Annotated in this window: 26 protein-coding genes and 1 tRNA gene; 11 read left to right on the plus strand and 16 right to left on the minus strand. The window is 67.5% G+C overall.

The window, feature by feature from the left end; translation table 11 throughout:
• Window positions 1-177 precede the first annotated feature (177 nt).
• On the minus strand, window positions 178-504 hold the full coding sequence (locus ABN034_RS13790; RefSeq protein ID WP_349691512.1) for a GNAT family N-acetyltransferase: 327 nt from the start codon (window positions 502-504) through the stop codon (window positions 178-180).
• Window positions 505-814: 310 nt separating this feature from the next.
• Here ABN034_RS13790 and ABN034_RS13795 point away from each other — a divergent pair, with 310 nt between their 5' ends.
• The gene (locus ABN034_RS13795) at window positions 815-1,597 is read left to right on the plus strand and encodes a GNAT family N-acetyltransferase (protein WP_349691386.1); all 783 of its coding nucleotides are present in this window, start codon (window positions 815-817) and stop codon (window positions 1,595-1,597) included.
• 49 nt (window positions 1,598-1,646) lie between these two features.
• Here the strand turns inward: ABN034_RS13795 and ABN034_RS13800 are convergent, their stop codons facing one another.
• Window positions 1,647-1,820 (minus strand): VOC family protein, encoded by a 174-nt coding sequence (locus ABN034_RS13800; RefSeq protein WP_349691387.1) that lies wholly within the window; start codon window positions 1,818-1,820, stop codon window positions 1,647-1,649.
• A 242-nt stretch (window positions 1,821-2,062) separates the two neighbouring features.
• The gene (locus ABN034_RS13805) at window positions 2,063-2,839 is read right to left on the minus strand and encodes a nucleotidyltransferase domain-containing protein (protein ID WP_349691388.1); all 777 of its coding nucleotides are present in this window, start codon (window positions 2,837-2,839) and stop codon (window positions 2,063-2,065) included.
• 306 nt (window positions 2,840-3,145) lie between these two features.
• Between ABN034_RS13805 and ABN034_RS13810 the strand changes: the two genes are divergently transcribed.
• Window positions 3,146-3,466, plus strand: a complete 321-nt coding sequence (locus ABN034_RS13810; RefSeq protein WP_349691389.1) for a RidA family protein — start codon at window positions 3,146-3,148, stop codon at window positions 3,464-3,466.
• Here the strand turns inward: ABN034_RS13810 and ABN034_RS13815 are convergent.
• Together ABN034_RS13815 and ABN034_RS13820 are read right to left on the minus strand one after the other, a co-directional pair.
• Entirely contained in the window at window positions 3,463-3,951 is a 489-nt protein-coding gene (locus tag ABN034_RS13815; protein ID WP_349691390.1) for a GNAT family N-acetyltransferase, read from the minus strand. The two genes, ABN034_RS13810 and ABN034_RS13815, sit on opposite strands and share 4 nt — an antisense overlap.
• 94 nt (window positions 3,952-4,045) lie before the next feature.
• Window positions 4,046-4,768 carry a DUF899 family protein gene (locus ABN034_RS13820; protein ID WP_349691391.1) on the minus strand — a complete coding sequence of 241 codons (723 nt, stop codon included), beginning with the start codon at window positions 4,766-4,768 and terminating at the stop codon, window positions 4,046-4,048.
• A 109-nt stretch (window positions 4,769-4,877) separates the two neighbouring features.
• Here ABN034_RS13820 and ABN034_RS13825 point away from each other — a divergent pair, with 109 nt between their 5' ends.
• The gene (locus ABN034_RS13825; protein ID WP_349691392.1) at window positions 4,878-5,702 is read left to right on the plus strand and encodes an alpha/beta fold hydrolase; all 825 of its coding nucleotides are present in this window, start codon (window positions 4,878-4,880) and stop codon (window positions 5,700-5,702) included.
• A 19-nt stretch (window positions 5,703-5,721) separates the two neighbouring features.
• Window positions 5,722-6,687 (plus strand): phosphotransferase family protein, encoded by a 966-nt coding sequence (locus ABN034_RS13830; protein WP_349691393.1) that lies wholly within the window; start codon window positions 5,722-5,724, stop codon window positions 6,685-6,687.
• 38 nt (window positions 6,688-6,725) lie between these two features.
• Here ABN034_RS13830 and ABN034_RS13835 read toward each other — a convergent pair whose 3' ends face one another.
• Both ABN034_RS13835 and ABN034_RS13840 read right to left on the minus strand, forming a co-directional pair.
• A complete protein-coding gene (locus ABN034_RS13835) occupies window positions 6,726-7,967 on the minus strand; it encodes a LysR family transcriptional regulator (protein WP_349691394.1) in 1,242 nt (413 codons plus the stop codon).
• Window positions 7,968-8,480: 513 nt separating this feature from the next.
• Window positions 8,481-8,792, minus strand: coding sequence for a hypothetical protein (locus tag ABN034_RS13840; protein ID WP_349691395.1), 312 nt, complete (start codon window positions 8,790-8,792; stop codon window positions 8,481-8,483).
• A 226-nt stretch (window positions 8,793-9,018) separates the two neighbouring features.
• On the opposite strand from ABN034_RS13840, the gene ABN034_RS13845 reads away from it, so the two are divergent.
• Window positions 9,019-9,453, plus strand: coding sequence for a hypothetical protein (locus ABN034_RS13845; protein ID WP_349691513.1), 435 nt, complete (start codon window positions 9,019-9,021; stop codon window positions 9,451-9,453).
• Between the two features lie 131 nt (window positions 9,454-9,584).
• Window positions 9,585-9,707, plus strand: coding sequence for a hypothetical protein (locus tag ABN034_RS13850; protein WP_349691396.1), 123 nt, complete (start codon window positions 9,585-9,587; stop codon window positions 9,705-9,707).
• A gap of 294 nt (window positions 9,708-10,001) precedes the next feature.
• Here the strand turns inward: ABN034_RS13850 and ABN034_RS13855 are convergent.
• Window positions 10,002-10,072 (minus strand) — tRNA-Gln (locus ABN034_RS13855).
• A 215-nt stretch (window positions 10,073-10,287) separates the two neighbouring features.
• Here ABN034_RS13855 and ABN034_RS13860 point away from each other — a divergent pair.
• The gene (locus ABN034_RS13860) at window positions 10,288-10,782 is read left to right on the plus strand and encodes a GNAT family N-acetyltransferase (RefSeq protein WP_349691397.1); all 495 of its coding nucleotides are present in this window, start codon (window positions 10,288-10,290) and stop codon (window positions 10,780-10,782) included.
• A gap of 102 nt (window positions 10,783-10,884) precedes the next feature.
• Entirely contained in the window at window positions 10,885-11,325 is a 441-nt protein-coding gene (locus ABN034_RS13865; RefSeq protein ID WP_349691398.1) for a hypothetical protein, read from the plus strand.
• 28 nt (window positions 11,326-11,353) lie between these two features.
• On the opposite strand, the gene ABN034_RS13870 is transcribed toward ABN034_RS13865, so the two are convergent.
• The 5 genes from ABN034_RS13870 to ABN034_RS13890 all read right to left on the minus strand — a co-directional run bounded on the left by ABN034_RS13870 (window position 11,354) and on the right by ABN034_RS13890 (window position 15,157).
• A complete protein-coding gene (locus ABN034_RS13870; protein WP_349691399.1) occupies window positions 11,354-12,166 on the minus strand; it encodes a CPBP family intramembrane glutamic endopeptidase in 813 nt (270 codons plus the stop codon).
• Between the two features lie 72 nt (window positions 12,167-12,238).
• Complete coding sequence (locus ABN034_RS13875; RefSeq protein WP_349691400.1) at window positions 12,239-13,069, minus strand: NAD-dependent epimerase/dehydratase family protein; 831 nt, start codon at window positions 13,067-13,069, stop codon at window positions 12,239-12,241.
• Between the two features lie 5 nt (window positions 13,070-13,074).
• Window positions 13,075-13,536 (minus strand): VOC family protein, encoded by a 462-nt coding sequence (locus ABN034_RS13880; protein ID WP_349691401.1) that lies wholly within the window; start codon window positions 13,534-13,536, stop codon window positions 13,075-13,077.
• Window positions 13,533-14,153, minus strand: coding sequence for a GNAT family N-acetyltransferase (locus ABN034_RS13885; protein WP_349691402.1), 621 nt, complete (start codon window positions 14,151-14,153; stop codon window positions 13,533-13,535). The genes ABN034_RS13880 and ABN034_RS13885 overlap by 4 nt, the downstream gene beginning before the upstream one ends.
• Window positions 14,153-15,157 (minus strand): trans-aconitate 2-methyltransferase, encoded by a 1,005-nt coding sequence (locus tag ABN034_RS13890; RefSeq protein ID WP_349691403.1) that lies wholly within the window; start codon window positions 15,155-15,157, stop codon window positions 14,153-14,155. The genes ABN034_RS13885 and ABN034_RS13890 overlap by 1 nt, the downstream gene beginning before the upstream one ends.
• Window positions 15,158-15,320: 163 nt before the next feature.
• Here ABN034_RS13890 and ABN034_RS13895 point away from each other — a divergent pair, with 163 nt between their 5' ends.
• Both ABN034_RS13895 and ABN034_RS13900 read left to right on the plus strand, forming a co-directional pair.
• Entirely contained in the window at window positions 15,321-15,842 is a 522-nt protein-coding gene (locus ABN034_RS13895) for a MarR family winged helix-turn-helix transcriptional regulator (protein WP_349691404.1), read from the plus strand.
• Between the two features lie 105 nt (window positions 15,843-15,947).
• Entirely contained in the window at window positions 15,948-16,400 is a 453-nt protein-coding gene (locus ABN034_RS13900; RefSeq protein ID WP_349331847.1) for an RrF2 family transcriptional regulator, read from the plus strand.
• A 550-nt stretch (window positions 16,401-16,950) separates the two neighbouring features.
• On the opposite strand, the gene ABN034_RS13905 is transcribed toward ABN034_RS13900, so the two are convergent.
• The gene (locus tag ABN034_RS13905) at window positions 16,951-18,939 is read right to left on the minus strand and encodes an ABC-F family ATP-binding cassette domain-containing protein (protein ID WP_349691405.1); all 1,989 of its coding nucleotides are present in this window, start codon (window positions 18,937-18,939) and stop codon (window positions 16,951-16,953) included.
• A gap of 180 nt (window positions 18,940-19,119) precedes the next feature.
• On the opposite strand from ABN034_RS13905, the gene ABN034_RS13910 reads away from it, so the two are divergent.
• Window positions 19,120-20,385, plus strand: a complete 1,266-nt coding sequence (locus tag ABN034_RS13910; RefSeq protein ID WP_349691406.1) for a mandelate racemase/muconate lactonizing enzyme family protein — start codon at window positions 19,120-19,122, stop codon at window positions 20,383-20,385.
• Between the two features lie 229 nt (window positions 20,386-20,614).
• Here ABN034_RS13910 and ABN034_RS13915 read toward each other — a convergent pair whose 3' ends face one another.
• Both ABN034_RS13915 and ABN034_RS13920 read right to left on the minus strand, forming a co-directional pair.
• Window positions 20,615-20,818: a DUF397 domain-containing protein gene (locus ABN034_RS13915; protein ID WP_349691407.1), complete on the minus strand. Its 204-nt coding sequence runs from the start codon at window positions 20,816-20,818 to the stop codon at window positions 20,615-20,617.
• Window positions 20,808-21,692 carry a helix-turn-helix domain-containing protein gene (locus ABN034_RS13920; RefSeq protein ID WP_349691408.1) on the minus strand — a complete coding sequence of 295 codons (885 nt, stop codon included), beginning with the start codon at window positions 21,690-21,692 and terminating at the stop codon, window positions 20,808-20,810. Before ABN034_RS13920 ends, ABN034_RS13915 begins: the two co-directional genes overlap by 11 nt.
• Window positions 21,693-21,941 lie beyond the last annotated feature (249 nt).

Consider the following 21,941-nt stretch of genomic DNA (forward strand, 5'->3'; position numbering starts at 1 on the left):
GTTGATTCCTTGTCGCGGATGTGAACGAATTCGTGAGGTGGCGAAATGGGTGGGGCGATCCGTGTACGCCTAGGTGGTCTGTGACCTGAGAGGAACGGCAGAAGATCGAGAGCGCTTGGCTCAATCGGTCGGAAGCCTTCGCCGCTCAGTCACTATAGCCCGTCACGTTCATTGCCGTCAGAAGCGCTCGCCGCCCGTACCTGCCTGATCCCTCTCATTGTCCTTCTCTCCCTTGTTGTCGACCGGACATCCCTCGATCGCGGGCGCACGACATGACCGCGCGTACGCCACAGCGCCGTCGAGCAGGACGTGGGAGATGCCCTTGCCGCGGTGGCCGGGACGCACGCGGATGCACCACACCGACCAGACGGGCAACTCGTCGACGTGCGGGATCTTCCTCGAGCGCGCGAACGGAAGCTCCGCTCGAGGTGCGACAGCGGCCCACCCGACGACTTCGCCGTCCTCGTAGCCCAGGACACCCGGTGCGACCTTGCGGGAGCACAGCTACCTGACGTGATCTCCCCGTGCGCGCCCGACCAGCTCGCGGTTGGTCTTCGAGTCAAGCCGGTGACTGAGACACCAACACACCGAAGAATCGGGATTCTTGGGACCGAGCATGATCGCTACGTCGTCGAACCGCGCCGCGGTCGCAGGCTTGACCTCGATGCTCACGCACTCACGTTAGTTCACTGGCTCGCACCGGCCGCCGCCGAACCAGCGGCTCCCCCACGCGGTCACGCTTCGGAATAGAGGACAGATCCTGGCGCCGATGCCGTCTAGGTTGGGTCACACGCCAACGACGGAGGTGCTGAGCATGCCGGCGAACCACAGCCTTCGGTGCAACGGGTGTTCGGCCCTCGTGGAGGGGCTCGACCTCAAGGCGTTCAGCGATGCCTACGTTGCGCACGCCCGCTCACAACACCCGGACTGGCCGTTCCCCGAGATGGCCATCCGCAACTTCGCCGAAGCGACGCAACGTCTCACCGGATCGACGGAGCGCCTCGACACCATCGGCACCGTGACCATCCAACCGGTCTCGGCCTCGCGTATCCCCGACTGGCTCGCCTTCTTCGACCATGACGCATTCGCCGGCAACCCCGTCGACGCTGTGTGCTACTGCAGCGGGCCACACGTGTTCGAACGCGGCCAGGAACGTGGGGGCGAACTACGACCGTGGAGGCAGAATCGGGAGCTGATGATCAGCCTCCTCGAGAGCGGACGAGTATTCGGCTATCTCGCCTACGCCGACGACAGGCCAGCCGGCTGGGTCAATGCCTCGACGCGAGTGGAGTGCTCCATGTACAGGGTCGGCGAAGGCGCCAACCCTCCCGACCGCGACGTGATTTCCCTCTCGTGCTTCGGGATCGCACCGCCATACCGGGGTCATGGGCTCGTAGGCAGCCTGCTCCAACGGGTCCTCGCCGACGCGCCGGCGAGGGGGATGGCCTGGGTCGAGGCGTATCCGTTCAACGACCAGGAGAACGCCGACGAGGACAACTGGCGCGGCCCAAGATCGCTGTTCGACGCGCACAAGTTCGAGTTCGTGGAGAAACACGAGCGGTGCACCGTGGTGCGCCGCCGCGTCGAGCCGGCGTAGCTCAGCCCGGACCAGCGGGGGCGCACCGGTTAGCGGGGCCGGACGATCTTCACCTGGTGACCGTCGGGGTCTCGGACCCAGGCGTACCGGAGCCGGCATGCTCGATCGCCCCGGTGGTCGGAAAGCGGAACATTTCGGGAAGGCCCAGTCGGCCGTAGAAGGACAGGCAACTCTCGACGTTCTCGCAGAATAGATTGACCTGGAGTTGGACGATCGTGTTCATACGGATCGACCTTCGGCTTGGGCAACAATCTCGACCAAGTTGCCATGCGCCTCACCTGGGTAAGCCTGCACGAACGGTAAGTTAGCACGAACGATTGCATATCGGCCGGCCTGTCCACCGTGGTGTCGAAGTCCGCCAACCCTTGGTGCCCGCTTGGGGTGCGTCCGCAAATAACGCCGGCGAGACCATCGTAGCTATACGCGGCTCGGTCGGATCGAACGCATGTAGCCGCCGAACTACCCTCACTCACCGGCAAGGTGGTTCCTGATATCGCGGATAACCAACGCACCGAGTTCGTTGAGAACTGTCTCGACATTCCTGCGGCTGGGACCAGGAATGGCCGGGGCCACGCCAGCGGGACGGTACGGTGCGCCGATCCACGCAAGAGCCTGGCTGGCGTACTCGGCATATTCGGGATGATGCTGGGTGAGCATTCTGGCGCCGGCCGTGCGTGCTGTCGTCCACCTTCGGTCGGTGATGGAGTACAGCACTGCCGCAGCCATGAGGAGCCTGCGACCCACCGATGCGGCCACCTCCTCGACGTCGTTTGGTGACGTGGTGTCCTGCAGGCGTTGCCGAAAGCCGGCGATCATGCCTTCCAGATCGCCGACGAACTCGCGTGCGAGGTCCTTGTCTGGCTGGCACCTTGGAAGGTCTGTCCGGAGATCGACTCCGGCGATGCAGACGCAGTAGTGCTTGAGGAAGCAACGGTTAGCCTTTGCTGCCTGTGTTGGGGCAAGGAAGCTCTCCAGCGAGCCGGCTCCGATCGCGACGTCCCTCACAGTGGAGCGATACTGATTGGTGAGGTCCTCGGTGAGGTGGTGGCACATGTCGATCGCGCGTTCAGTGGTGACCACGGCCAGCAAATCCACGTCTGAGCCAGGTGGTACGGCCAGGCCAGTAGCCACGCTCCCGTAGAGGTAGAGGCCGTGTAGCTCTTGTTGCAGGGCTGCCCTGATCCTTGTCGATACCTCCGCGAGCACAGCATCGAAGGGTGCGCAAACCTTGGCGAGGTCCACGCCTGTCGTGATGTAGCCGGCCTCGTCGAGTCCTTCGTCCGGATCCGCTGCCACTGTCTGCGCGTCCCTCCCGTGGCCGCCGTGGCCGCCGTGGCCGTCGTAGCCGTCGTGGCCGTGTATGCGTCGTGCCGCCTGTCCAGTCGTACGCTGGCACGGCCCAGCCAGAGGCGAGCAGACCAACAGCACGAGGAGAACCATGCCAGGTGCCGTCACGCTCATCCGGGCCGAACGGCTGTCGGACGTCGCCGAGTACGCGTACGCGGCAACCGCGCCGGCGAGGTCGCGACTGATCTTCCTGGCGGGCGCGTGCCGTTGACCGAGGACGGGTCGATCGCGGCCGTCGGTGACTACGCCGGACAGGCGGCCAAGGCGATGGACAATCTCCACACCGCGCTCGCCGCCGCCGGGGCGACGCTGGAGGACGTCGTGAAGACCACCGTCCTGGTCGCCTCCACCGAACGACGGGATCTGTTCACGGCGTGGCAGGTGGTCAGGGACGCGTTCGGTGAGCACGACGCACCCATCACGCTGATGGGTGTCACCGTCCTCGGATACCGCGACCAGCTCGTCGAGATCGAGGCCGTCGCCGCCGTCCTCAACTCCGATGACCTCCTCACCAGCAACTAGGCGAGCTTCTTACGCATGACCGTGATCATCGTTTCGTAGCGGGTCACCGTGCCGTCCGGCGCCTCCTCGTCCCAGGCTCCAGGTTCGCGGCCGGTGACGACGTAGCCGAGGCGTTCATAGAGTGTGCGTGGCCGTGGCTTGTTCTCGTCGAAGCCAAGTTCGGCCAAGGTGAGGCCGCGTCCGCGGATCCGCTGCTCCAATGCCTGGATGAGGACCGTGCCGATGCCACAGGAATGCAGCGACGCGTCAACCGAAAGCTGCCACAGCACTGGGATACCCGAGGGCTTGGCGTAGTCGACCCCGCCGGTCGCCACTGGAATGTCAGACGGCGGACAGACTGCGAGGAAGTCGACCTCGCCGCGCTTCGCCCGGTCGAGCGCTTTGAATGTGCCCTCAAGATAGGTCTCTGTCCACCCGGAGAAACCCGGATACAGGTCCTCGGCAGTCAGATCTCTCACCGTCAGTGGCAGCACGACTTCGGGCATACGCGGCACCTTGTCACGCTTGCGCTAGCAACCGCCACAGGATTCCAGTACGCGTCTCCGGCACCCCTGTTGCTGGGTCAACCCTTCAAGTGGATCAAAGATCGTCAGACCGGCCCGCGGCGAGTCGGGACCACTGTGCCGTGGGCCGTCCGTCGGTCCGGAACTGCCCACCGGCGGTGCCGCTAAGCCGCGGCCAGCCGGCCGGCGAGTCCTCCCAGGTCTCCTGCCGGCCGTACACGGTGAGATCGAGCAGGTGATAGCTGGTGGCGCCGGCCTCGGTGCCGCGTCCGGTCGACCAGTACGTCTCGAACACCCGGTCGCCGTCACGCAGATAGCAGATATAGCCGCCGAAGGGACGCCCGGCGAGCAACGCGTCCCCTGAGTCGCGCGCCGAGTACCACGGCATATCCCAGCCCATGAAGTCCCGGTAGCGCGCACTTTCGGCGTACGGCCCCTGACAGAACGTCGCGTACGTGACGTCGCGGCTGTGCAGATAGGACAGCTCCAACGCGTGCCCGGTGAAGAACGTGCAGCCCTCACACTGGTCCGCCGCAGGCTTGCCGTCGTGCCACATGTGAAGGTACGTGATCAGCTGCCGCCGCCCCTCGAACACCTCGACAAGGGGCACCGGGCCCTGCGCACCGACCAGCGGGACCTGCGCGTCCACCTCGACCATCGGCAGCCGCCGCCGGGCGGCCGCGATCGCGTCGCCCTCACGGGTGTGCGCCTTCTCCCGCACCAGCACCCGGTCGACCTCGGCCTGCCAGGTTGCCCGGTCGACGATCTCGGGCATCGCGTTCGGGCTGTTTGCGTTCATCGGTTCACCTTTCACTTGTCTGGCCCGACGCATCGCCGGCTCTCGGAAGGTATGACCTGCCGGACGACCGAAACTCATCGTGAGCCACACCGCCTGACATGCTGGTCCCATGGATGACGGCGAGCTGGTCGATGTAGGAGATGTGACGCTGTTCGTGCGCCAGCTCGGTGAGCGTCGGCGAGACAAGCCCTCCTTGGTGGTGCTGCACGGTGGACCAGACGTCGGTCACAGCTACCTGTTGCCCGGGTTCGAACCCCTGGCTGGTGACCATCACGTGGTGCTCTTCGACTTTCGCGGCCTCGGACGGAGCAGCCGCAACCTGCCTGCTGAAGCGCTGCAGCCGGAGTACGTCATCGAGGATGCCCGCCGGCTGATCGACAAGCTGGAGCTTGGGCAAGTGGATCTACTCGGCTTCTCGACCGGTGGGCGCGCCGCCGTCCAGTTCGTGGACAAGCATCCGAACCACGTACGCCGCCTGGTAATGGCCTCCACCTCGGTGTACAGCTCAGCCGACAACGAGCCGTACCTCGAGAACTGGGAGGAGTACCAGCGGCGGCGCCGTGCGGAGGAAGCCCAGAATTGGGCGCTGCGTAACTCGACGATCTTCGTCTGGGATCTGGATCTGGCACCTGCGTATCTCAAGCTGCTGGACGGCCTGGACGAGGGGGACTGGAGCTACGAACGCGCCCTCGACGGGCGAATGCATCCATGGTTCACAGGTAACCCCGAGGAGATCCTGCGCACATCGGGGAAGCCGATCCTCATCCTGCACGGCGAGAAGGACATGGGCTTCCCAGTGCAGCTCGCCCAGCGCCTGCACGCCGCCGTGCCCAACAGCGACCTGGCGACCATCGAGAACGCCGCCCACATGTGCCACTTCGAGAAAACCGATATCTGGTCACAGCACATCCGGACGTTCCTGAACTGCGCCTGACTCGGCAGATAATGGCGTGGTGGGCGTCGAGGAGCTGAGGCAGCAGGAGGTCGAGGCGTTCCTGGCCGGACGGCCGGGTACTGCGGAGGACCTGGAGCCGCTTTCGGGCGGGGCGTGGTCATCGGCGTGGGCCTACCGGGCAGGCGGCGAAGAGCTGGTGGTCCGCTTCGGTCAGGAGGTGGCCTGGTACGAGGCCGACCGGATGGCGATGGCCTTCGACGGCCCGGATCTGCCCGTGCCGGAAGTCAGGGAGGTGGGCACAACCACGTCCGGACGGGCGTACGCCATCTCGGTGCGTCACCACGGGCGGTTCCTCGAGGACACCCCGGTGAAGCTGGCCGACGCGACCGGCCCCACCCTCACCCGCCTGCTCGTCGCTCTCTACCAAGCGCCGGCGCGTCCGGGTTCTCCGGTGCTCTGGCACCAGCCGGACGCATCCGCCGGCAGCTGGCGGGAGTTCCTCCTCGCCGGCCTGGTCGACGATCCGGAGAAACTGGTGCACGGATGGAGTGCCGCCCTGGCGCGCGACCGGAAGCTGGCCGCGCTCTCCGCGGCGGTCACCGAGCGGGTGTCAGCCCTCGTGGACGCCTGCCCGGAACGCCGGGACCTGGTACACGGCGATCTGTTGCACGGCAACGTGCTGGTGAGTCCGGACGCCCACCGGGTCGAAGCGGTGCTGTCGTGGAAGTGTTCGGTGCGCGGTGACTTCCTCTTCGATGCCGCCTGGTGCAGCTTCTGGGCGTCGTTCCACCCGGGGATCGCCGCTGCCGACCCGCTGCCCGGACTGCTACGGGAGCCGAGCGTGCAGGCCGAGCGCGGCGCCCTCGTCGACGTCGCCGCCCGCCACCACTGCTATGAGCTGCACATCGGTTTCACCCATCTGGGGTGGAACGTGTGGACCGGAAACCAGGCAGCTCTCGCCGCTACCGCACTGCGTCTCGCCGAGGTCCTCGAACGCGGTCCCCTCACCTTGACCGGGGACTGAACGAGCTCAACTCAGCACCGAAGTCAGACCGCAGACGCTCAATGAGTGCGCGCGTCTCGCGATCTGATAGTGCTTCGTGTGGTCACGGCTACCATGTCGCAGTGATTCCGGCCTCGTACGTCGAAGCGGCGTTGCGCGCCTGGCCGTATCCCGCCGAGTCGGTCACGCCGCTGGCCGGTCAGGGGATGAACTCCACCACCTGGCTGGCTGGTCGCCACCGCGCACGGCCCGTACGGGGCGAAGCTGGTCGCCACCGCGCACGGCCCGTACGGGGCGAAGCTGGTCGACGATCTCGACGCCCCTGGACTGGTCAGGGGCCTGCGGATCGCAGAGTTTCTCGCGGGGCGCGGGCTGCCCTGCGGACCGCCGTTGCGTACCCACGACGGCGAACTGACGATCTCGCTGCCAGAGGGCGCGTCGGAGACGAGATCGATCAGCCTGGTCAGATGGAGATTGCGAACTCCGTGCCGACGGACCAGGCACAACTCGAGCGGCGGCAGGTCGGTCGCTGGCACGAAAGCGATGTCGTCGCGACGGCATGACTCGGTCAGCGTGTCGACTGTGGCATGGCACAGGTCACCGCGGACAATCCTCATCAGCAAGGGCGGCAGCGTGGTCAGCCCGAGATGAGCGACCCGGACCGGCGTGCCGTCTGGAAGCCGCGGCGGCAGAAGCAGGTCAAGCACGGCCGGTGGTGCCGAGCCGTCATTTCGGATCCAGGAATCGATCTGGGTTGCCGAGATCATCTCCTCGCCGGCGAGTGGGTGGTCGGCCGACATGGCGATCACACGAGCCGGCCGCGCGATGGTGACATCTTCAACCAGGTCTGTGGGCGCCGCTCCGGTCCGCCAATAGCACAACACGTCGATCCGATCCTCGCGGAGCGGGTCGTACTGTCGATCGGTCAGGGGAAGTTCAACATGTTCGACCACGGTCTCCAGATAACGGCGGGAGTATGCCTCGAGCAGCCGGGTCAATGCCCGCCCGCCGGTCGTTGCCGTGAATCCAACCCGGAGCACGGGACGAGAGCCCTTCATCTCCTCCACCGCACCCTGGATCTCGCAGTACGCAGGCTCCACCCTGCTGCGGAACAAGGCCCCGGACGCTGTCAGCTCGACACGGCGGCTGGTCCGACGGAACAACTGGTTGCCCAACTGTCGCTCCAGCCGAGTGATCACCCGGCTCACGTTCGACTGAGGTATCCGCAGCCGTTCAGCGGTGCGGCCGAAATGGAGCTCCTCACACAGGGTCAGGAAGATCCTCAGCTCGGAAAGCTCCATCGGTATGGCTCCATCTGACTGGGGGCCCGCAGCGGACAGGCTGGCAAACAGTACGCCGATCATGCACGATCTGCGAGCCCGCGCGCCAGGATGTCGGGGGAGCTGCCCGCTCGGTACGTGGCGGCGTTCGTCGACTTCTGAATCATCGAGGCCCCAGACCTCGACGTGGCACTCAAACTCGCCGCCAAGGGGTCGAAGGCGTGCAACGCCACGATCAAGATTCGGCCTTCGGAGGGCAAGGTGAGCCCCGCGGGCATGCTCCCCGAGTATTTCGCAATCGTCGGCGCGGCCATCTCATCCTTCGGCGGTCTCTACTATCTCTACGAAACCACCGTCGGCAAGTCACAGCCCAACCGAGTCACCTGGCTGCTCTGGTGGCTGTTCCCGACGGTCATCTTCGTCGCCCAACGCGCCCAGGGTGTCGACGAAGCGTCTTGGCTGACATTCGCCGCCGGCTTCACTCCGCTTCTCGTCGTCATCGCCTCCTTCCTCAACAAGAAGGCCTACTGGAAGTCACGGCCGACGGATTACGGCCTGATGGCTGCGGCGATCGTCGGCATCATCGCGTGGGCGGTGACGAACGACCCGAACCTCGCGATCGTCTTCGCGTTGACAGCGGACGTTCTCGCGGGCGTGCCGACGTTCGTCAAAGCGTTCAGGCACCCCGAAACCGAAAGCTGGATCGCCTACACCATCAGCACTGTCGGGTTCGGCCTGGGAATCCTGGCGATACGCAGCTTCAGCTTCGAGAGCAGTGCTTTTGCTATCTACGTCTTCCTCATGAACGGCGTTCTCGCGATAGTCGCCCGAAAGCGGGCAGGTCAACGATGTCCGTCCTCCACGATTCCTTTGGGAGCAAACCGTGAACCGAACCCAGATAGCCCGAACCATCGCCGTCGTGCTGTCTCTGTGCTCCGTCCTGCTCGGTACCGGCAACGCCGCGGCCGATCTGCCACGTCACAAAGGTGGTCCCGGCGCACGCGTCGGGATACAGGACGAACCCAGGGACCTGCTGAGCCAGCTGGATGGGACCTGGAACGTGCAGCAACGCATGTGGACCGGCCCAGACAGCGATCCGGTGACATTGCCGGCCGCGACGGCGCATCGCCGGTTCGTCCACAGCTCCTACGTCGAGGAGAAGATGGAGTTGGCGAAAGGTGTGGAGGGCGACCCGTTCACGAGGAGCGCCACGGTCAGCTGGAACGTCGTCACCAAGACCTATGAGTACTTCTCGATCGACTCGCGGCTTCCGCAGATGATGACGTACCCCACTGCCACCGAACACGCCGGCTCTCTCTGGTTCACGCTTCGCGAGCCGTTTGTCGCCCCGACGTGGGGTAACGACTCCGATGTGCCGTTCACCGCGCGACTCCGGCTCCAGCCAGGCGCGCACCGCCAGGTCGTCCGGCTGTACCTGAAGCGACTGTCCGCCGAGCCGACCGAGGAGTTCGTCGCCTTCGAGTACAGCTACACCCACGCGCGCTGACCCTTGGCCAGTTCCCATGCCTGAACACCACAACCCAGCGACACCAGCGGCGGGCGGTTGCTGGGCATCCACTCCCAGCATCGGTCGCGGCAGCGCCGCAGCTGCGCGTAGGACTCCTCAAGGACGGTGCGATGAGCTTCCGGATCGGTATGTCGCCCAAGTCCGGTCTGATGACTCGCTCGACGTACCAGCGGTGGTTGTCGCGGGTGGTCTCCTCGATGTCGTGGATCTGGATCCAGGAGTCGAGGACGTAACCGAGCGTCGGCTTGGTGGCCGCCTGGCGCTGCTTGTCGACCTGCGCAAGGAGCCGGGTGCGGATCTTCTCCGCCTCGCCTTGGCCCTTCGTCGACTCGGTGAGGTAGCTGTCCTTGCCGGTCAACGGGTCGAGGCCGGCGTACACCCCACGAGTCGCCTCGCTGCCGTACCGAGCCGCGTGGGCGACGTACCGCCCCGCTTCCCGGCCATGCGGGACATTGTGCTCATGGGCAACGCTGTGGGCACAGAACCGACGGAATGGTGTCCGGCGCACGTATCCGCTGGCCAGAGTGCTGGGGTGGGAGGACTCGAACCCCCATCATCAGATCCAAAATCTGAGGTCTTGCCCTTAGACGACACCCCACAGGGCGCTCCACAGCCTACGCGGGGGAGGGTCGGCGCCTTCCACCGGTTTATGACCGTACGACGGGACCTCCGGACCCAAGCCCCGGACACACGCGGCGATGAGTTTCGTCACGCATTGGCGACTCGCCGCAACTGCGCGTCACCTAGCGGACGGCGGTCAGGTCGACGGGTCGACAGCGCGGAGGGCGCGGCGCCGGATGGCAGGATGACCGGGTGCCTCCCGCCTTGACCCTCGCTCCGATACTCGCCGACGATCGACCGGTGGTCGAACGACTCTGGCAGCTGTACAGCCACGACCTGTCGGAGTTCCGTGGTGCGATGCCGACCGACGAAGGGGTCTACAGCAGCGGGCGGCTGCCGCTCTACTACAACGATCCCGACCGGTGCGGCTACCTGATCCACACCGACTCCGGGCTGGCAGGTTTCGCCCTCGTCCGCGGGCTGTCGGGGGAGGCTCGGGTGATGGGCGAGTTCTTCGTCGTACGCGCGGCGCGCAGACAGCACGTCGGGCATGCCGCCGCGACGGAGCTGCTCAGCCGGCACCCGGGGCGCTGGGAGATCCCGTTCCAGGAGGCGAATCCCGCGGCCGCCCGGTTCTGGCGGCGGGTCGCGACGGCGGTGGCCGGGTCGGCCTGGAAGGACGAGCTTCGCCCGATCCCGGGCAAGCCCGACCTGCCGCCTGACACCTGGCTGCTCCTTGCCGCCTGACCACGCCGTACGCATCGCACCCGGCCGCATGAGGGTCGTCGGGGCCTACGTCGGCAGGGGTCCCCGTAGTCACGGCCACCGTCAACGCGCGACAATCGGGCAATGACCACCCAGGATCACGGCAGTGATCAGCAGGATGAACGCTCGCCCGGCTCCACCGGCGCCGATCAACCCGCCGATGACCTCGCAGCAAGCCCAGGCGCGGACGGCATTCAGCCCCCTCCGGCTCGCAAGCCGCTGAACCTTTCGGGCTGGATCGCGCTCGTCCTCGCGAGCGTCGCCTTCGCCGGGAGCCTGCTCGTCGCCTGGCCGCAGGCCGTCCTCCTCGCCGCGCTGGCGCTGGCCCTGTCGCTGACGGGGGTCGTCCGGGTCTACCGCGGCCGGGCGACCAACAAGGCGGCGACGTACACCGCACTGACCCTTGCGCTGGCGACGATCATTCTGGGCTTCGTCTGGGCGGACCGGGCCCAGCCGTGCATCCCGCTGACCAACGACGCCGACAGGTTCAGCGCCTGTTACGCGGACCGCACCGGACTGCTGTGATCCCCTGAAGACATGCGGCGTACGAATCTCACGGCAGCCAACCGACCCGCCCCTTGAGCAGGGCGTACCCCACGAACGCCACCACGTCCAGCAGGGTGTGCGCGAGCACGAGCGGCCACAGCCGGTTGGTCCGTTGCCAGAGCCGACCGAAGATCACGCCCATGATCACGTTGCCGACGAAGCCGCCGAACCCCTGGTAGAGGTGGTACGAACCACGCAGCAGCGCCGACACGGCCAGCCCCGCGTTCTCGCCCCATCCGAGCTGACGCAGCCGGGTCAGCAGGTACCCGACGACGAGGACCTCCTCCGCCCAGGCATTTCCGGCCGCGGACAACACCAGCGACGGCACCCGCCACCAGTGGTCGCCCAGCGTCGACGGTTGCACGGTGAGATTGAGGTCGAACGCCTGCGCCACGAGGTAGAGCCCCAACCCCGGGATCCCGATCAGCGCGGCGAGGCCCACCCCGAGGCCGACGTCACGCCAGATCCGGGTGCGATCCAGGCCGATCATCCGCGCCAGGACACCGGTCCGCCACAGCAGATAGATCGCCAGCCCGCCCCAGGCCAGCAGTTGCAGGACACCCGCCAGCTGGAACGCCAAGTCGATCAGCTGTTGCGCCGCCCGCGAGGCGTTCAGGGCGACCGCCTGCTTGCTCAGTGGCTCAGGACGCAGCAGGGCATCAAGGAGGGACAGCAGGCTGCGCAGGCCGGCCAGCCCCAGCGTCATGCTGAAGACCAGTACCAACTCGAGCACCAACGCCCGCCGTTCGCGGGGGTCGCTGACGATCTCCGGGTGGTCGGGCCGCCGAGGGACCAGCCAGGCACGTACGCCGTTTCGCACGAGCCGCACGCTATCGGGCCCGCACGGCGAGGACGGCAGGTTTGCCGGCGGACCGGGTGGCGCGGTCCGGTCTCACCTGCCGTGCAGGAGCTTGGCGATGTCGGCGGCGTATCGCTCCTCAGAATTGTCCTGTGGTGCGTACCCGATCACCTTGCGTGCGTTGGTGATGCTCCAGAATGTGCGCGCGTTGTCGGAGACGCCGTAGAAGATGTGGAACGGTACGCCGTGCTCGTCGGCGATGTCCCCGGCCTCGATCGACCTGCAGAACAGCTGCTGCAGGTCACGCTCGGAGATGTAGCCGGCGAGGTCGCGGACGTAGCGTTGGGCCGGCAGGTCGCGGAACTTCTCCGCCTCGATCTCGCGGGGTGCGACGATCCTGATCTGGACGACCTCCAGCGCCCGACCCGCGCCGCCGCAGGCGTAGAGGAAGCCGAGGGACTCGTAGGCCGCCTTCGCCCAGCCGTAGAAGTTGTCCGGCCGAGGGTAGTCCTCGGGGCTCACCCGGTCCCGGAGACCTTTGTAGTAGGGCTGTTCGTACCATTTCGCGGCCTGGTTGGTGCTCGCCGCGACCACCCGGCGGACACCGTGGTCGAGCGACAGCTGATAGACGCGTTGCATCAGGTCGATGTTGAGGCGTTCGCCGTCGTACTTCGACTGCGGGTCGTCACCACTCGGCCGGTGGTACGCGGTGTGGACCACGGTGTCGACGCCCTCGAAGAGCGGCGCGAGCTCGCCAACCGGAGCGTTCAGCAGGTCGGCGACCTCGACATCGTCGCCGGGGCGGACGTCGACGAGGCGCAGGTCGTAACGCGTCCGGAACTCCGGCAGCAGCTGGCCGGCGATATAGCCGGTCGCTCCGGTGAGCAGGACGCGCGGGCGCGAGGTGGATCCCGAGTCTGACATGAGCCTTAGCCTGGACCATCCGGGCTGAGGATCTCTACCCGGTTGCCATGACCATCAGCGGTATAGAACCGGCGGTGGCCGGGATAGTGCGGGTCCCACTCCACCGGGAAGCCTGCGGCCTCGATCCCATCCGCCGCCGCGTCGATGTCGGCGACGAGGAGAGCCGGATGCGCCTTCCTGGCCGGGCGGAAATCCTGCTCGACGCCGACGTGCAATTCGAGCGCACCACCCGCACCGTCGGGCGCGGCAGGCGCGGCAGGCGCGGCAGGCACGGCAGACGCGGCAGACGCGGCAGACGCGGCGGGGGCGGCGGGCGCGGCAGGGGCGGCGCGGAACCACGCCCCGCCTCGGGCAGCGAGGGCGGGCGGTTTGTCCACCTCGACCAGGCCGAGCGCTCCCGCATAGAACGCACGCGCGGCCTCCTCACCGCCGGGTGGGCAGGACACCTGGACATGGTGCAGCTTCATCCGGCCGCTCCGGCCGCGTCCGTGCCAAGGTAGAGCTTCATGCCGACATGGCTGGCCTTGAAGCCCAGTCGTTCGTAGAAGCGGTGCGCGTCGCCCCTGGCGCGGTTGCTGGTGAGCTGCAGGCGTACCGCACCCCGTCGCCGCGACTCGGCGACCACCCAGTCCATGAGCGCGGTGCCGATCCCGTGCCCGCGCAGATGTGCGGCGGTACGGACTGCCTCGACCTGAGCGACAACCCCGCCGTGGTACATGAGATGCCGCAGGAACGTGAGCTGGCAGGTCGCGACCACCTCGGCACCGCGTCCGGCCGGCAGCTCGCCAACCAGGAGCAGCGTGTTCGGATCAGCGGCGATCTCATCGAACGCCGCCACGTAACCCGGCTCCAGACCGTCGTCGGCGACGTCGTGGCGGAGCCCGGCGGGTTCGCTGGGCTCGCCGGATGCGCCAGCGGGGACGGTCTCCCTGACCTCGCGAATCGCATCGGCGGCGATGAGCGCCACGATCGTCGCCAGGTCGGCCCGCCGCGCCTCACGCACGACCAGGCCGGTCCTCGGCGTACCGCCCGACGAAGGCACGTCGTCCCGCGGGGGCACGCGGTCCGGCGTACGCGCACTCATCAGCCAACCCTCCGCGCGACGGCGAACACCCGTCGGTACGGGAGGACTGTGCCGACGTCGCGCGGTGGGTACGCCTCACGGAGCCGGGCCTTGTAGGCGGCCTCGAAGTCCGGTCGTACGTCATCGGGCAGCGCCTGCAGAACGGGCCGCGCGCCGGTGCCCTTGACCCATTCGAAGACGGCGTCCTCGCCCTGAAGGACGTGCAGGTAGGTCGTCTCCCAGGCATCGACCTGGCATCCCGCGGCGGCCAGTACGTCCAGGTAGACGTCCGGTCCAGGTGCGCTGGGACGCTGGCGAACGGGAGCGGTGAGGTGGCGCGCCCAGGGTTCCTCGGCGGCGAGCGCGAACAGCGTCCGGTGGCTCGGACTGTCGAAGTTGCCCGGCACCTGGAGCGCGAGCCATCCGTCCCGAGCGAGGTAGCTGACCCAGGTGGGCAACAGGTCGACATGGCCGGGCACCCACTGCAGGGTGGCGTTGGTGATGAGGACGTCGACGGGACGCTCCGGCCGCCAGTCGCGGAGGTCGCCGAGGCGGAACGACAGCCGCCCGGTCTCGCCCGCGGCAGGCGTGCTTCCGGCGGTCTCGCCCTGGTCCCGGAGGGCCTGGGCGCGCTCGATCATCGGTACGGACGAGTCGACACCCTCGATGTCGGCGTCGGGCCAGCGGGCGCACAGTCCCGCGGTGAGTTGCCCCGGCCCGCAGCCAATGTCGACGACGTACCGGGGATCGCGGGCGCCGACGCGGGCGAGCAGGTCGGCGAACGGCCGGCCGCGCTCGTCGGCGTACTTGAGGTACTGGCCGGGGTCCCACGCCAGGCCACTGTCGTCGCTGTCGCCTGTGCCATCGTCGGCGCTTTCGGCGGTGGTGTCGGCGGCGGTGGTGTCGGCTGTGCCATCGGCAGGGCTGTCGGCTGTGCCATCGGCAGGGCTGTCGGCTGTGCCATCGGCAGGGCTGTCGGCCGTGCGATCAGGAGGACTGTCGGCGGCGGTACTGCCGGTGGTCATGCGTACTCCCTGGTCTGGTTCATGGGGCCCGCGCTCCAACTCGTTGTCCGAAGAACTCGGGTCGCACCGCGAGGTAGATATCTTGACGTCGAGATAGTCTTCCGGGCCAAGTCTCTTGATGTCAAGAGTCTTGATCCAGTCGACGTCGGGCTAGGCTGTGACGATGGAGACGAACCAGCCGGCAGACGACCACCAGGACGAGGTCGACCGCCTGGTGACTGCCTGGCGTCGGGAGCTGCCCGACCTCGACGTCTCCCCCTTCGAAGTACTCTCCCGGATCTCCCGACTTGCCCGCCACCTCGACCGCGCCCGCCGGCTGGTCTTCGCCGCACACGATCTCGAAACGTGGGAGTTCGATGTCCTGACCGCGCTGCGCCGGGCGGGTCAGCCCTACGAACTCTCACCCGGTCGCCTGCTCACCCAGACCCTCGTCACCAGCGGGACGATGACGAACCGGATCGACCGGCTGGCCGCGAAAGGCCTGGTCGAGCGACGGCCCGAGCCCGCGGACCGTCGCGGGGTAAGGGTCCGGCTCACCGACGTCGGCCAGAAGCGGGTCGACGCGGCGCTCGCGGGACTGCTCGACCACGAGCGCGCCCTCCTGGCCGGACTGCCAGACGACGACCGCACCCAGCTGGCCGCACTGCTGCGCCGGCTCGTGATGCCGTTCGACGAACAGACGTGAGTACGACGTGCGCATGCCGTCGGGCTATACGTGAGGACGGCGAGTACAGCGTCACCAGGCACGCCGCTCCCCCCGAACCACCCGGTCGTACGCCATGATGTCGGCGTGCAGATTTCGGCTCGCGCAGACTACGCGGTTCGCGCCATGCTGGTGCTAGCCCAGGCCGGTGACATGGTGACCGCGCAGGCACTGGCGGACGGCCAAGGGCTGCCGCACAAGTTCCTGGAGGCGATCCTGGGTGACCTGCGCCGGGCGGGGCTGGTACGCAGCCATCGCGGCGCGGTCGGTGGTTACCGGCTGGCGGCAGAGGCGGACCGGATCACGGTCGGGGACATCATCCGGGCGGTCGACGGGCCGCTCGCCGGCGTACGCGGGATGCGGCCGGAGGAGGCGACCTACGAAGGCGCGGCCGAACACCTGCAGGTCGTGTGGGTCGCGACCCGGGCAGCAGTGCGCGGCGTCCTCGACGAAACCACACTCGCCACCGTCGTGAGCGGCCACTTCCCCGCCCAGATCCGCAAGCTCGCCAACTCGCCCGGCGCCTGGGAACCCCGCTGACCCGACTGCCAGCGGCGCACGCCCCCCGGCCGCATCCCGTCGCGCAGTACCCCCTCCGACGCGTGCGCCCCCGTCCGGCGCGCACGCCGCCTCCGCGTGATCATGATCGTGATCATGAAGAGTCCAGGGCGGTATGGCCCCGTTTCCCTTCATGGTCCGGTCTCGCTTCACAATCATGAGACCGGTCGTGCCGGCGCGGTGCGCTGTAGCCGACCGGTGATTGCAGGTAGCTGGGCAGGAAGGCCAGCGCGCCGCCGCAGGAGTGGGAGTCCGAGGCCGGCGACGGCACCCATGGCGGCGACGGCGGCGACGGCGGCGGCGACGACGACGACGGCGACGACGGCGGCGCGCCCGCGAAGGTTGCGGCCAGGATCGCCCCGCCGGAGGCCACAACCCCGAGCCCTCTCAGCCGTTCAACGAACTCAGGTGTCGGGCGGGGTTCCCGTGGTGTCGTTCAAGAGGGCGAGTGTGAAGGCAAACCGGACCATGAAGCTAAGAGGGGCCATACCGCCCAAGAGTCTTCATGATCACGATCATGATCACGGGGAGGTCAGTCGACGGCTTCAGCGAGCTCCAGCCAGCGGGTCTCGACGCTGTCCTTCTCTGTACGCACAGTGCGGAGCTCCTCGTCGAGCTTCATCAGTCGTTCGTAGTCACTTGCGTGAGCGGCAAGCTCGGCGTGCAGCTCCACTTCGCGCGCACTCAGGCGGGTGAGCTGGCGCTCGAGCCGGGCGAGTTCCTTCTTGGCCGCCCGAAGCTCGGAGGCGTCGATCGTTCGTACGCCCGAACCACCGCCGGACTCCCCTGCCCGAACAGGCTCCCCGGCCCGAGAGTCCCCAACCCGACCAGACTCCCCAACCCGACCAGACTCCCCAACCCGACCAGACTCCCCAACCCGACCAGACTCACCAGCACGACCAGACTCACCAGCACGACCAGACTCACCAGCACGTACTGAAGCTGGCGTACGACTCGGCCGCCCATCGTCCGCGTCCCGTCGCCGCGCGAGGTACTCCTCCACCCCACCCGGCAGCATGCCGAGGCTCCCGTCGCCGAGCAGCGCCCAGACCGTGTCGCAGACACGTTCGAGGAAGTATCGGTCGTGCGTCACCACCACGACCGACCCAGCAAACCCGTCGAGGAAGTCCTCCACCACCCGCAGCGTGTCGATGTCGAGGTCGTTCGTCGGTTCGTCGAGCAGCAGGACGTTCGGTTCGTCGAGCAGCAGGCACAGCAGCTCCAACCGCCGCCGCTCACCCCCGGACAGGTCACCCACCCGGGCGCGCAGCAGGTCACCCCGGAACCCGAACCTTTCCAGCAGCGACATCGCTGTGACCTCCGGCCCGGACGTGGGCACCAGCCGACGCCCGATCGCGCCCGGTCGCACGTTGCCCGGGCGGAGTTTCACGACCCGCCGTACGCCTTCGGCCGCGTCGACCACGGTCGAGTCGTCGTCGAGCCCGCCCAGCTCCTGCGCGAGGTGGCCGAGCTGGACCGTACGCCCCCACGCCAGCTTTCCCGCCGCCGGCTCGTCCTCGCCGGCCAGCAGTCGCAGCAGCGTCGTCTTGCCGGCACCGTTGACACCGACGATCCCGATCCGGTCGCCGGGGCCGAGCTGCCAGGTCACCCGCCGCAACAACTCCCGTGACCCGCGCACGACGTCGACGTCTGTCAGGTCGATGACCTGCTTGCCGAGCCGCGCCGACGCGAACTTCGCCAGCGCGAGCGAATCGCGCGGATCCGGCTCGTCGGCGATCAGCGCGGACGCCGCGTCGAGGCGGAACTTCGGCTTCGACGTCCGGGCTGGCGCGCCCCGGCGGAGCCAGGCGAGCTCCTTGCGCAGCAGGTTCTGCCGCTTCGTCTCGGTCGCGTCGGCCATCCGTTCCCGTTCGGCCCGGGCCAGGACGTACGCCGCATAACCTCCGTCGTACGCAGCAACCGAGCCGCCGTCCAGCTCCCACGTCGTCGTACACACCGCATCGAGGAACCACCGGTCGTGCGTCACCGCGACCACAGCTTCGCCCCGCGCCACGAGGTGCCGCGCCAGCCAGTCCGTGACCTCGAGGTCAAGGTGGTTGGTCGGCTCGTCGAGCAGCAGCAGGTCGTGCTCGTCGACGAGCAGGGCCGCCAACGCGACCCGCCTGCGCTCCCCGCCCGACAGCCCGCCGACCACCCGGTCGGACGGAACGTCGGCGAGCAGACCCGCCAGCACCTCGCGGGCCTTCCGGTCGCCCATCCACTCGTGCTCGGCCCGCCCGCCCAGAACGACCGACGCCACCGTCGCGCCAGGGTCCAGGTCGTCGCGCTGGCCGAGCCTGCCCACCCGCAGGCCGCGGTTCAGCGTGACCCGACCGGCGTCCGGTTCCTCCTCCTGGGCGAGCAGTGCCAGCAACGTGGTCTTGCCGGCACCGTTCCGCCCGACGATGCCGATCCGCTCGCCCGCTGCCACGCCGAGGCTGACGCCATCGAGGAGCCGCTCGACGCCGTACGCCTTCTCGACGCGTTCGAGGTTGACGAGATTGACCGGGTTGATTGCCATGCGACCTTCCTGTCGTACTCCTGTCGTACGGGCGACGTTCGAGGCTATCCCGGGGTCCAGGTACCGCCACGATCGACCACGACCGCGCTCTCCGGCCGCTCGGAGTCGTCGAGTCCAGCCCCGGACGTGCCCGGGCCACACCCTCGGCAAGGACCCTCGATCCACGTCAGGATGGAACGCATGGTCGCTCGCCTGAAGATCACCGAGGTCGAACGCATCGTCGTCGACGTACCGTTCACCGACCGCTGCCAGGAGTGGAACGCCCTGCTTCCCAACGTCTGGAACTGGTCCGTCGTCGAGGTCATCAAGCTCAGCACCGACGCGGGAATCACCGGCTTCGGCGAGACCCTGCTCCACTACAGCTGGGGCAAGGTGTCCGACAAGGCGATCGCCCGCGTCCGAGGGGGCAACCCGGCCGACTTCCTCGCTGACGACTCGCTGGGACCCGGCCTGCAGATGGCGATGTACGACGTGGTCGGCAAGGCGCTCGGAGTTCCTGTCTCGGCGCTGCTCGGTCCGCGGGTCCGCGACTGGTGCCCGATCGCCTGGTGGAACACGAAGATGGCGCCAGCCGCACTCGCGGCGGAAGCGGCCGACGCGGTGGCCGCCGGTTACGCCTACCACAAGTTCAAGGCCCGCCCATGGTTCGACGTGTACGAACAGGTCGCGGCGATCGGCGCGGCGACGCCATCGCACTACCGGCTCGACATCGACTGGAACGGCATGCTGCTGCACGCCGGCGAGGCCGTCCCGGTGCTGCGCGAACTCGACCGCGACGAGCGGGTCGCGATCTACGAGACGCCGATCCCGCACGCCGACCTGGAGGGTTACCGGCAGATCCGCGCCAAGGTCGCACGCCCGGTCGCGGTCCACCTGCACGCCCAGCCGTACCAAGCGATGCTCCGGCAGGAGACGTGTGATGGCTTCGTCGTGGAGCGGGGCATCGCCGCGATGCTCCGGCAGAACACGCTGAACGCCGAGTTCGGCAAGCCGTTCTGGCTGCAGATGGTCGGGACCGGCCTCACCACGGCGTTGTGCGCCCACCTCGGCGCCGTCCTTTCCCACGCCCGTTGGCCGGCGGTCACGGCGATGAACAACTACGCCGACGACCTCATCGTCGACCCGCTCCTCATCAGGAACGGCTTCGTCCAGGCACCGACCGGGCCGGGTCTCGGCGTGACCGTCGACGAGGCCGCGCTGGAGCGGTACCGGATGGACCCGCCATACTCGCGGCCCGAGCGGCGGCACATCCTGTCCGTCGGCTGGCCAAGCGGCCGGCTCGTCCACTACGCCCACATGCCGGATCTGTGGAACGACTGCCTCGCCGGCAACTACCCCGTGCAGGACCGTGGCGTGACCTTCGACGTACGTACCGACGACGGCTCACCGGAGTTCGCCGAACTGTACGCCCGCGCTGACCGCGCACCGGTCCACGACGCCCGATGAGGTCCGGGCGCGATTGCGCCGTGAGGTCCTCGTGCGCCTCGCCGCCTCAACCAGCATGCGAAATTCCGGGCCTCGACATTCGGGCGAATTCCGAATTCCGGCTTTCTGCACACCTTTCGCCATGTATGCCGCCATGCGGAAACCCCCGGACAAGCCGGGGGTTTCCGTTCTTTCATCATATGTAACGATATTTTGCCGGCACCGAATCACGCACCGAGCAGGACGGCGCTCAGCGCAGGTTGAACTCGCCCTTCTTGGCGCTGCCGACGAAGCTGGACCACGCGCCAGCGCTGAAAACCAGCGCCGGGCCACGCCGGTCCTTCGAGTCGCGAACGGCGATTCGGGCGCCCAGGTCGGCCACTTCGACACAGTTGGACATGCCGATGGACGCGGACGCCTTCCGCCATCTCGCCTGAATCAGGTCATCCTTCATTTTCGCCTCCTTGTAATTTGGCCATCTCCGAGAGGATGGCCAAGATCTTCTTCCCGGACTGCGCCGGGCTGAGGGCCATCGCCGCCATGTGGTTGAACGCCCGCCCCGCGCGCTCGACGTCCTCCGGCTTCTCCAGGTAGGCGATGCCGGCCTGCCCATGGGTGTAGACCACGGGAGAGTGAACGTTCTCGTCGAACTCGCAGATCGTGAACGGGCCGATCGTGCCCGGGTAGCTCCCCACCTCGAACGGCACGATCTGGAAGATGCACTGGTCGCTCAGCTCGAGCAGCCGCATGAGTTGGCCGCGCATGATGCCGGGTTTCTTCCCGACGGGTCGCCGCAGCGCGGCCTCGTCGACGATCACCCAGAGTCGGCTCGGGTCGTTGCGGCCCCTCCAGAACGCCTCCTGGCGGGCCATCCGGATCTGAACCGACCGCTCGAGCTCCTCCGGTGACTCGAACGTGCACATCGCGTCGAGTGCGTAGGCATACTCCTCGGTCTGCAGTTGGCCGGGAACGACCATCGGTTCGAACGTACGCACCCGGCGCGCGTCCGACTCCAGCGACAGGAAGAACGCGTACTGCTTGGGCATCGAACCCAACGGGGCCCACCAACCGCGCTGCTTGCCCAACCTCTGCAGCTCGTGCAGGAGGTATCTGAGGTCGTCGTCCTCGAGCTTGTACAGCTCGAGGAGAGAGTCGAGCTCAGCCCGGACGACCCCGACCTCGGACGCTTCGATCTTGCGGATCTTGGACTCGGAGCAGTCCAGCCGGTGTGCGGCGTCCAGGTAGGAACACCCGGCGGACTCCCGGAGCTGCTTGAGCTCCTTGCCAAGCCGCCAGCGAGCGATCGTGGGTCCGGTCACTCTGGGCATGCAAACCTCCCCGGTGAGTAACTGCGCCCAAGTGTGACCCCTTGCCCATAGATGTCGCAAGTCCTTTCGCATCGATCAGTTTGGAAATTGTCATTCGGAACGCCCAGGACAGATCAGGAAAATTTACATTGGAAGAGTTACTTGACCATCCGTGGTGATCCTGTCACTCTGGGAGTCCCTACGGGCCGTCGTAGACCCCGGCCCATTCCCTGCGCGGCGGCCCGTAGGACCCAACATCGTTGGGCCGCC

Origin of the sequence: Actinopolymorpha sp. B11F2 (assembly GCF_040195635.1) — a bacterium.
In the GTDB taxonomy this organism is placed as follows: Bacteria; Actinomycetota; Actinomycetes; order Propionibacteriales; family Actinopolymorphaceae; genus Thermasporomyces.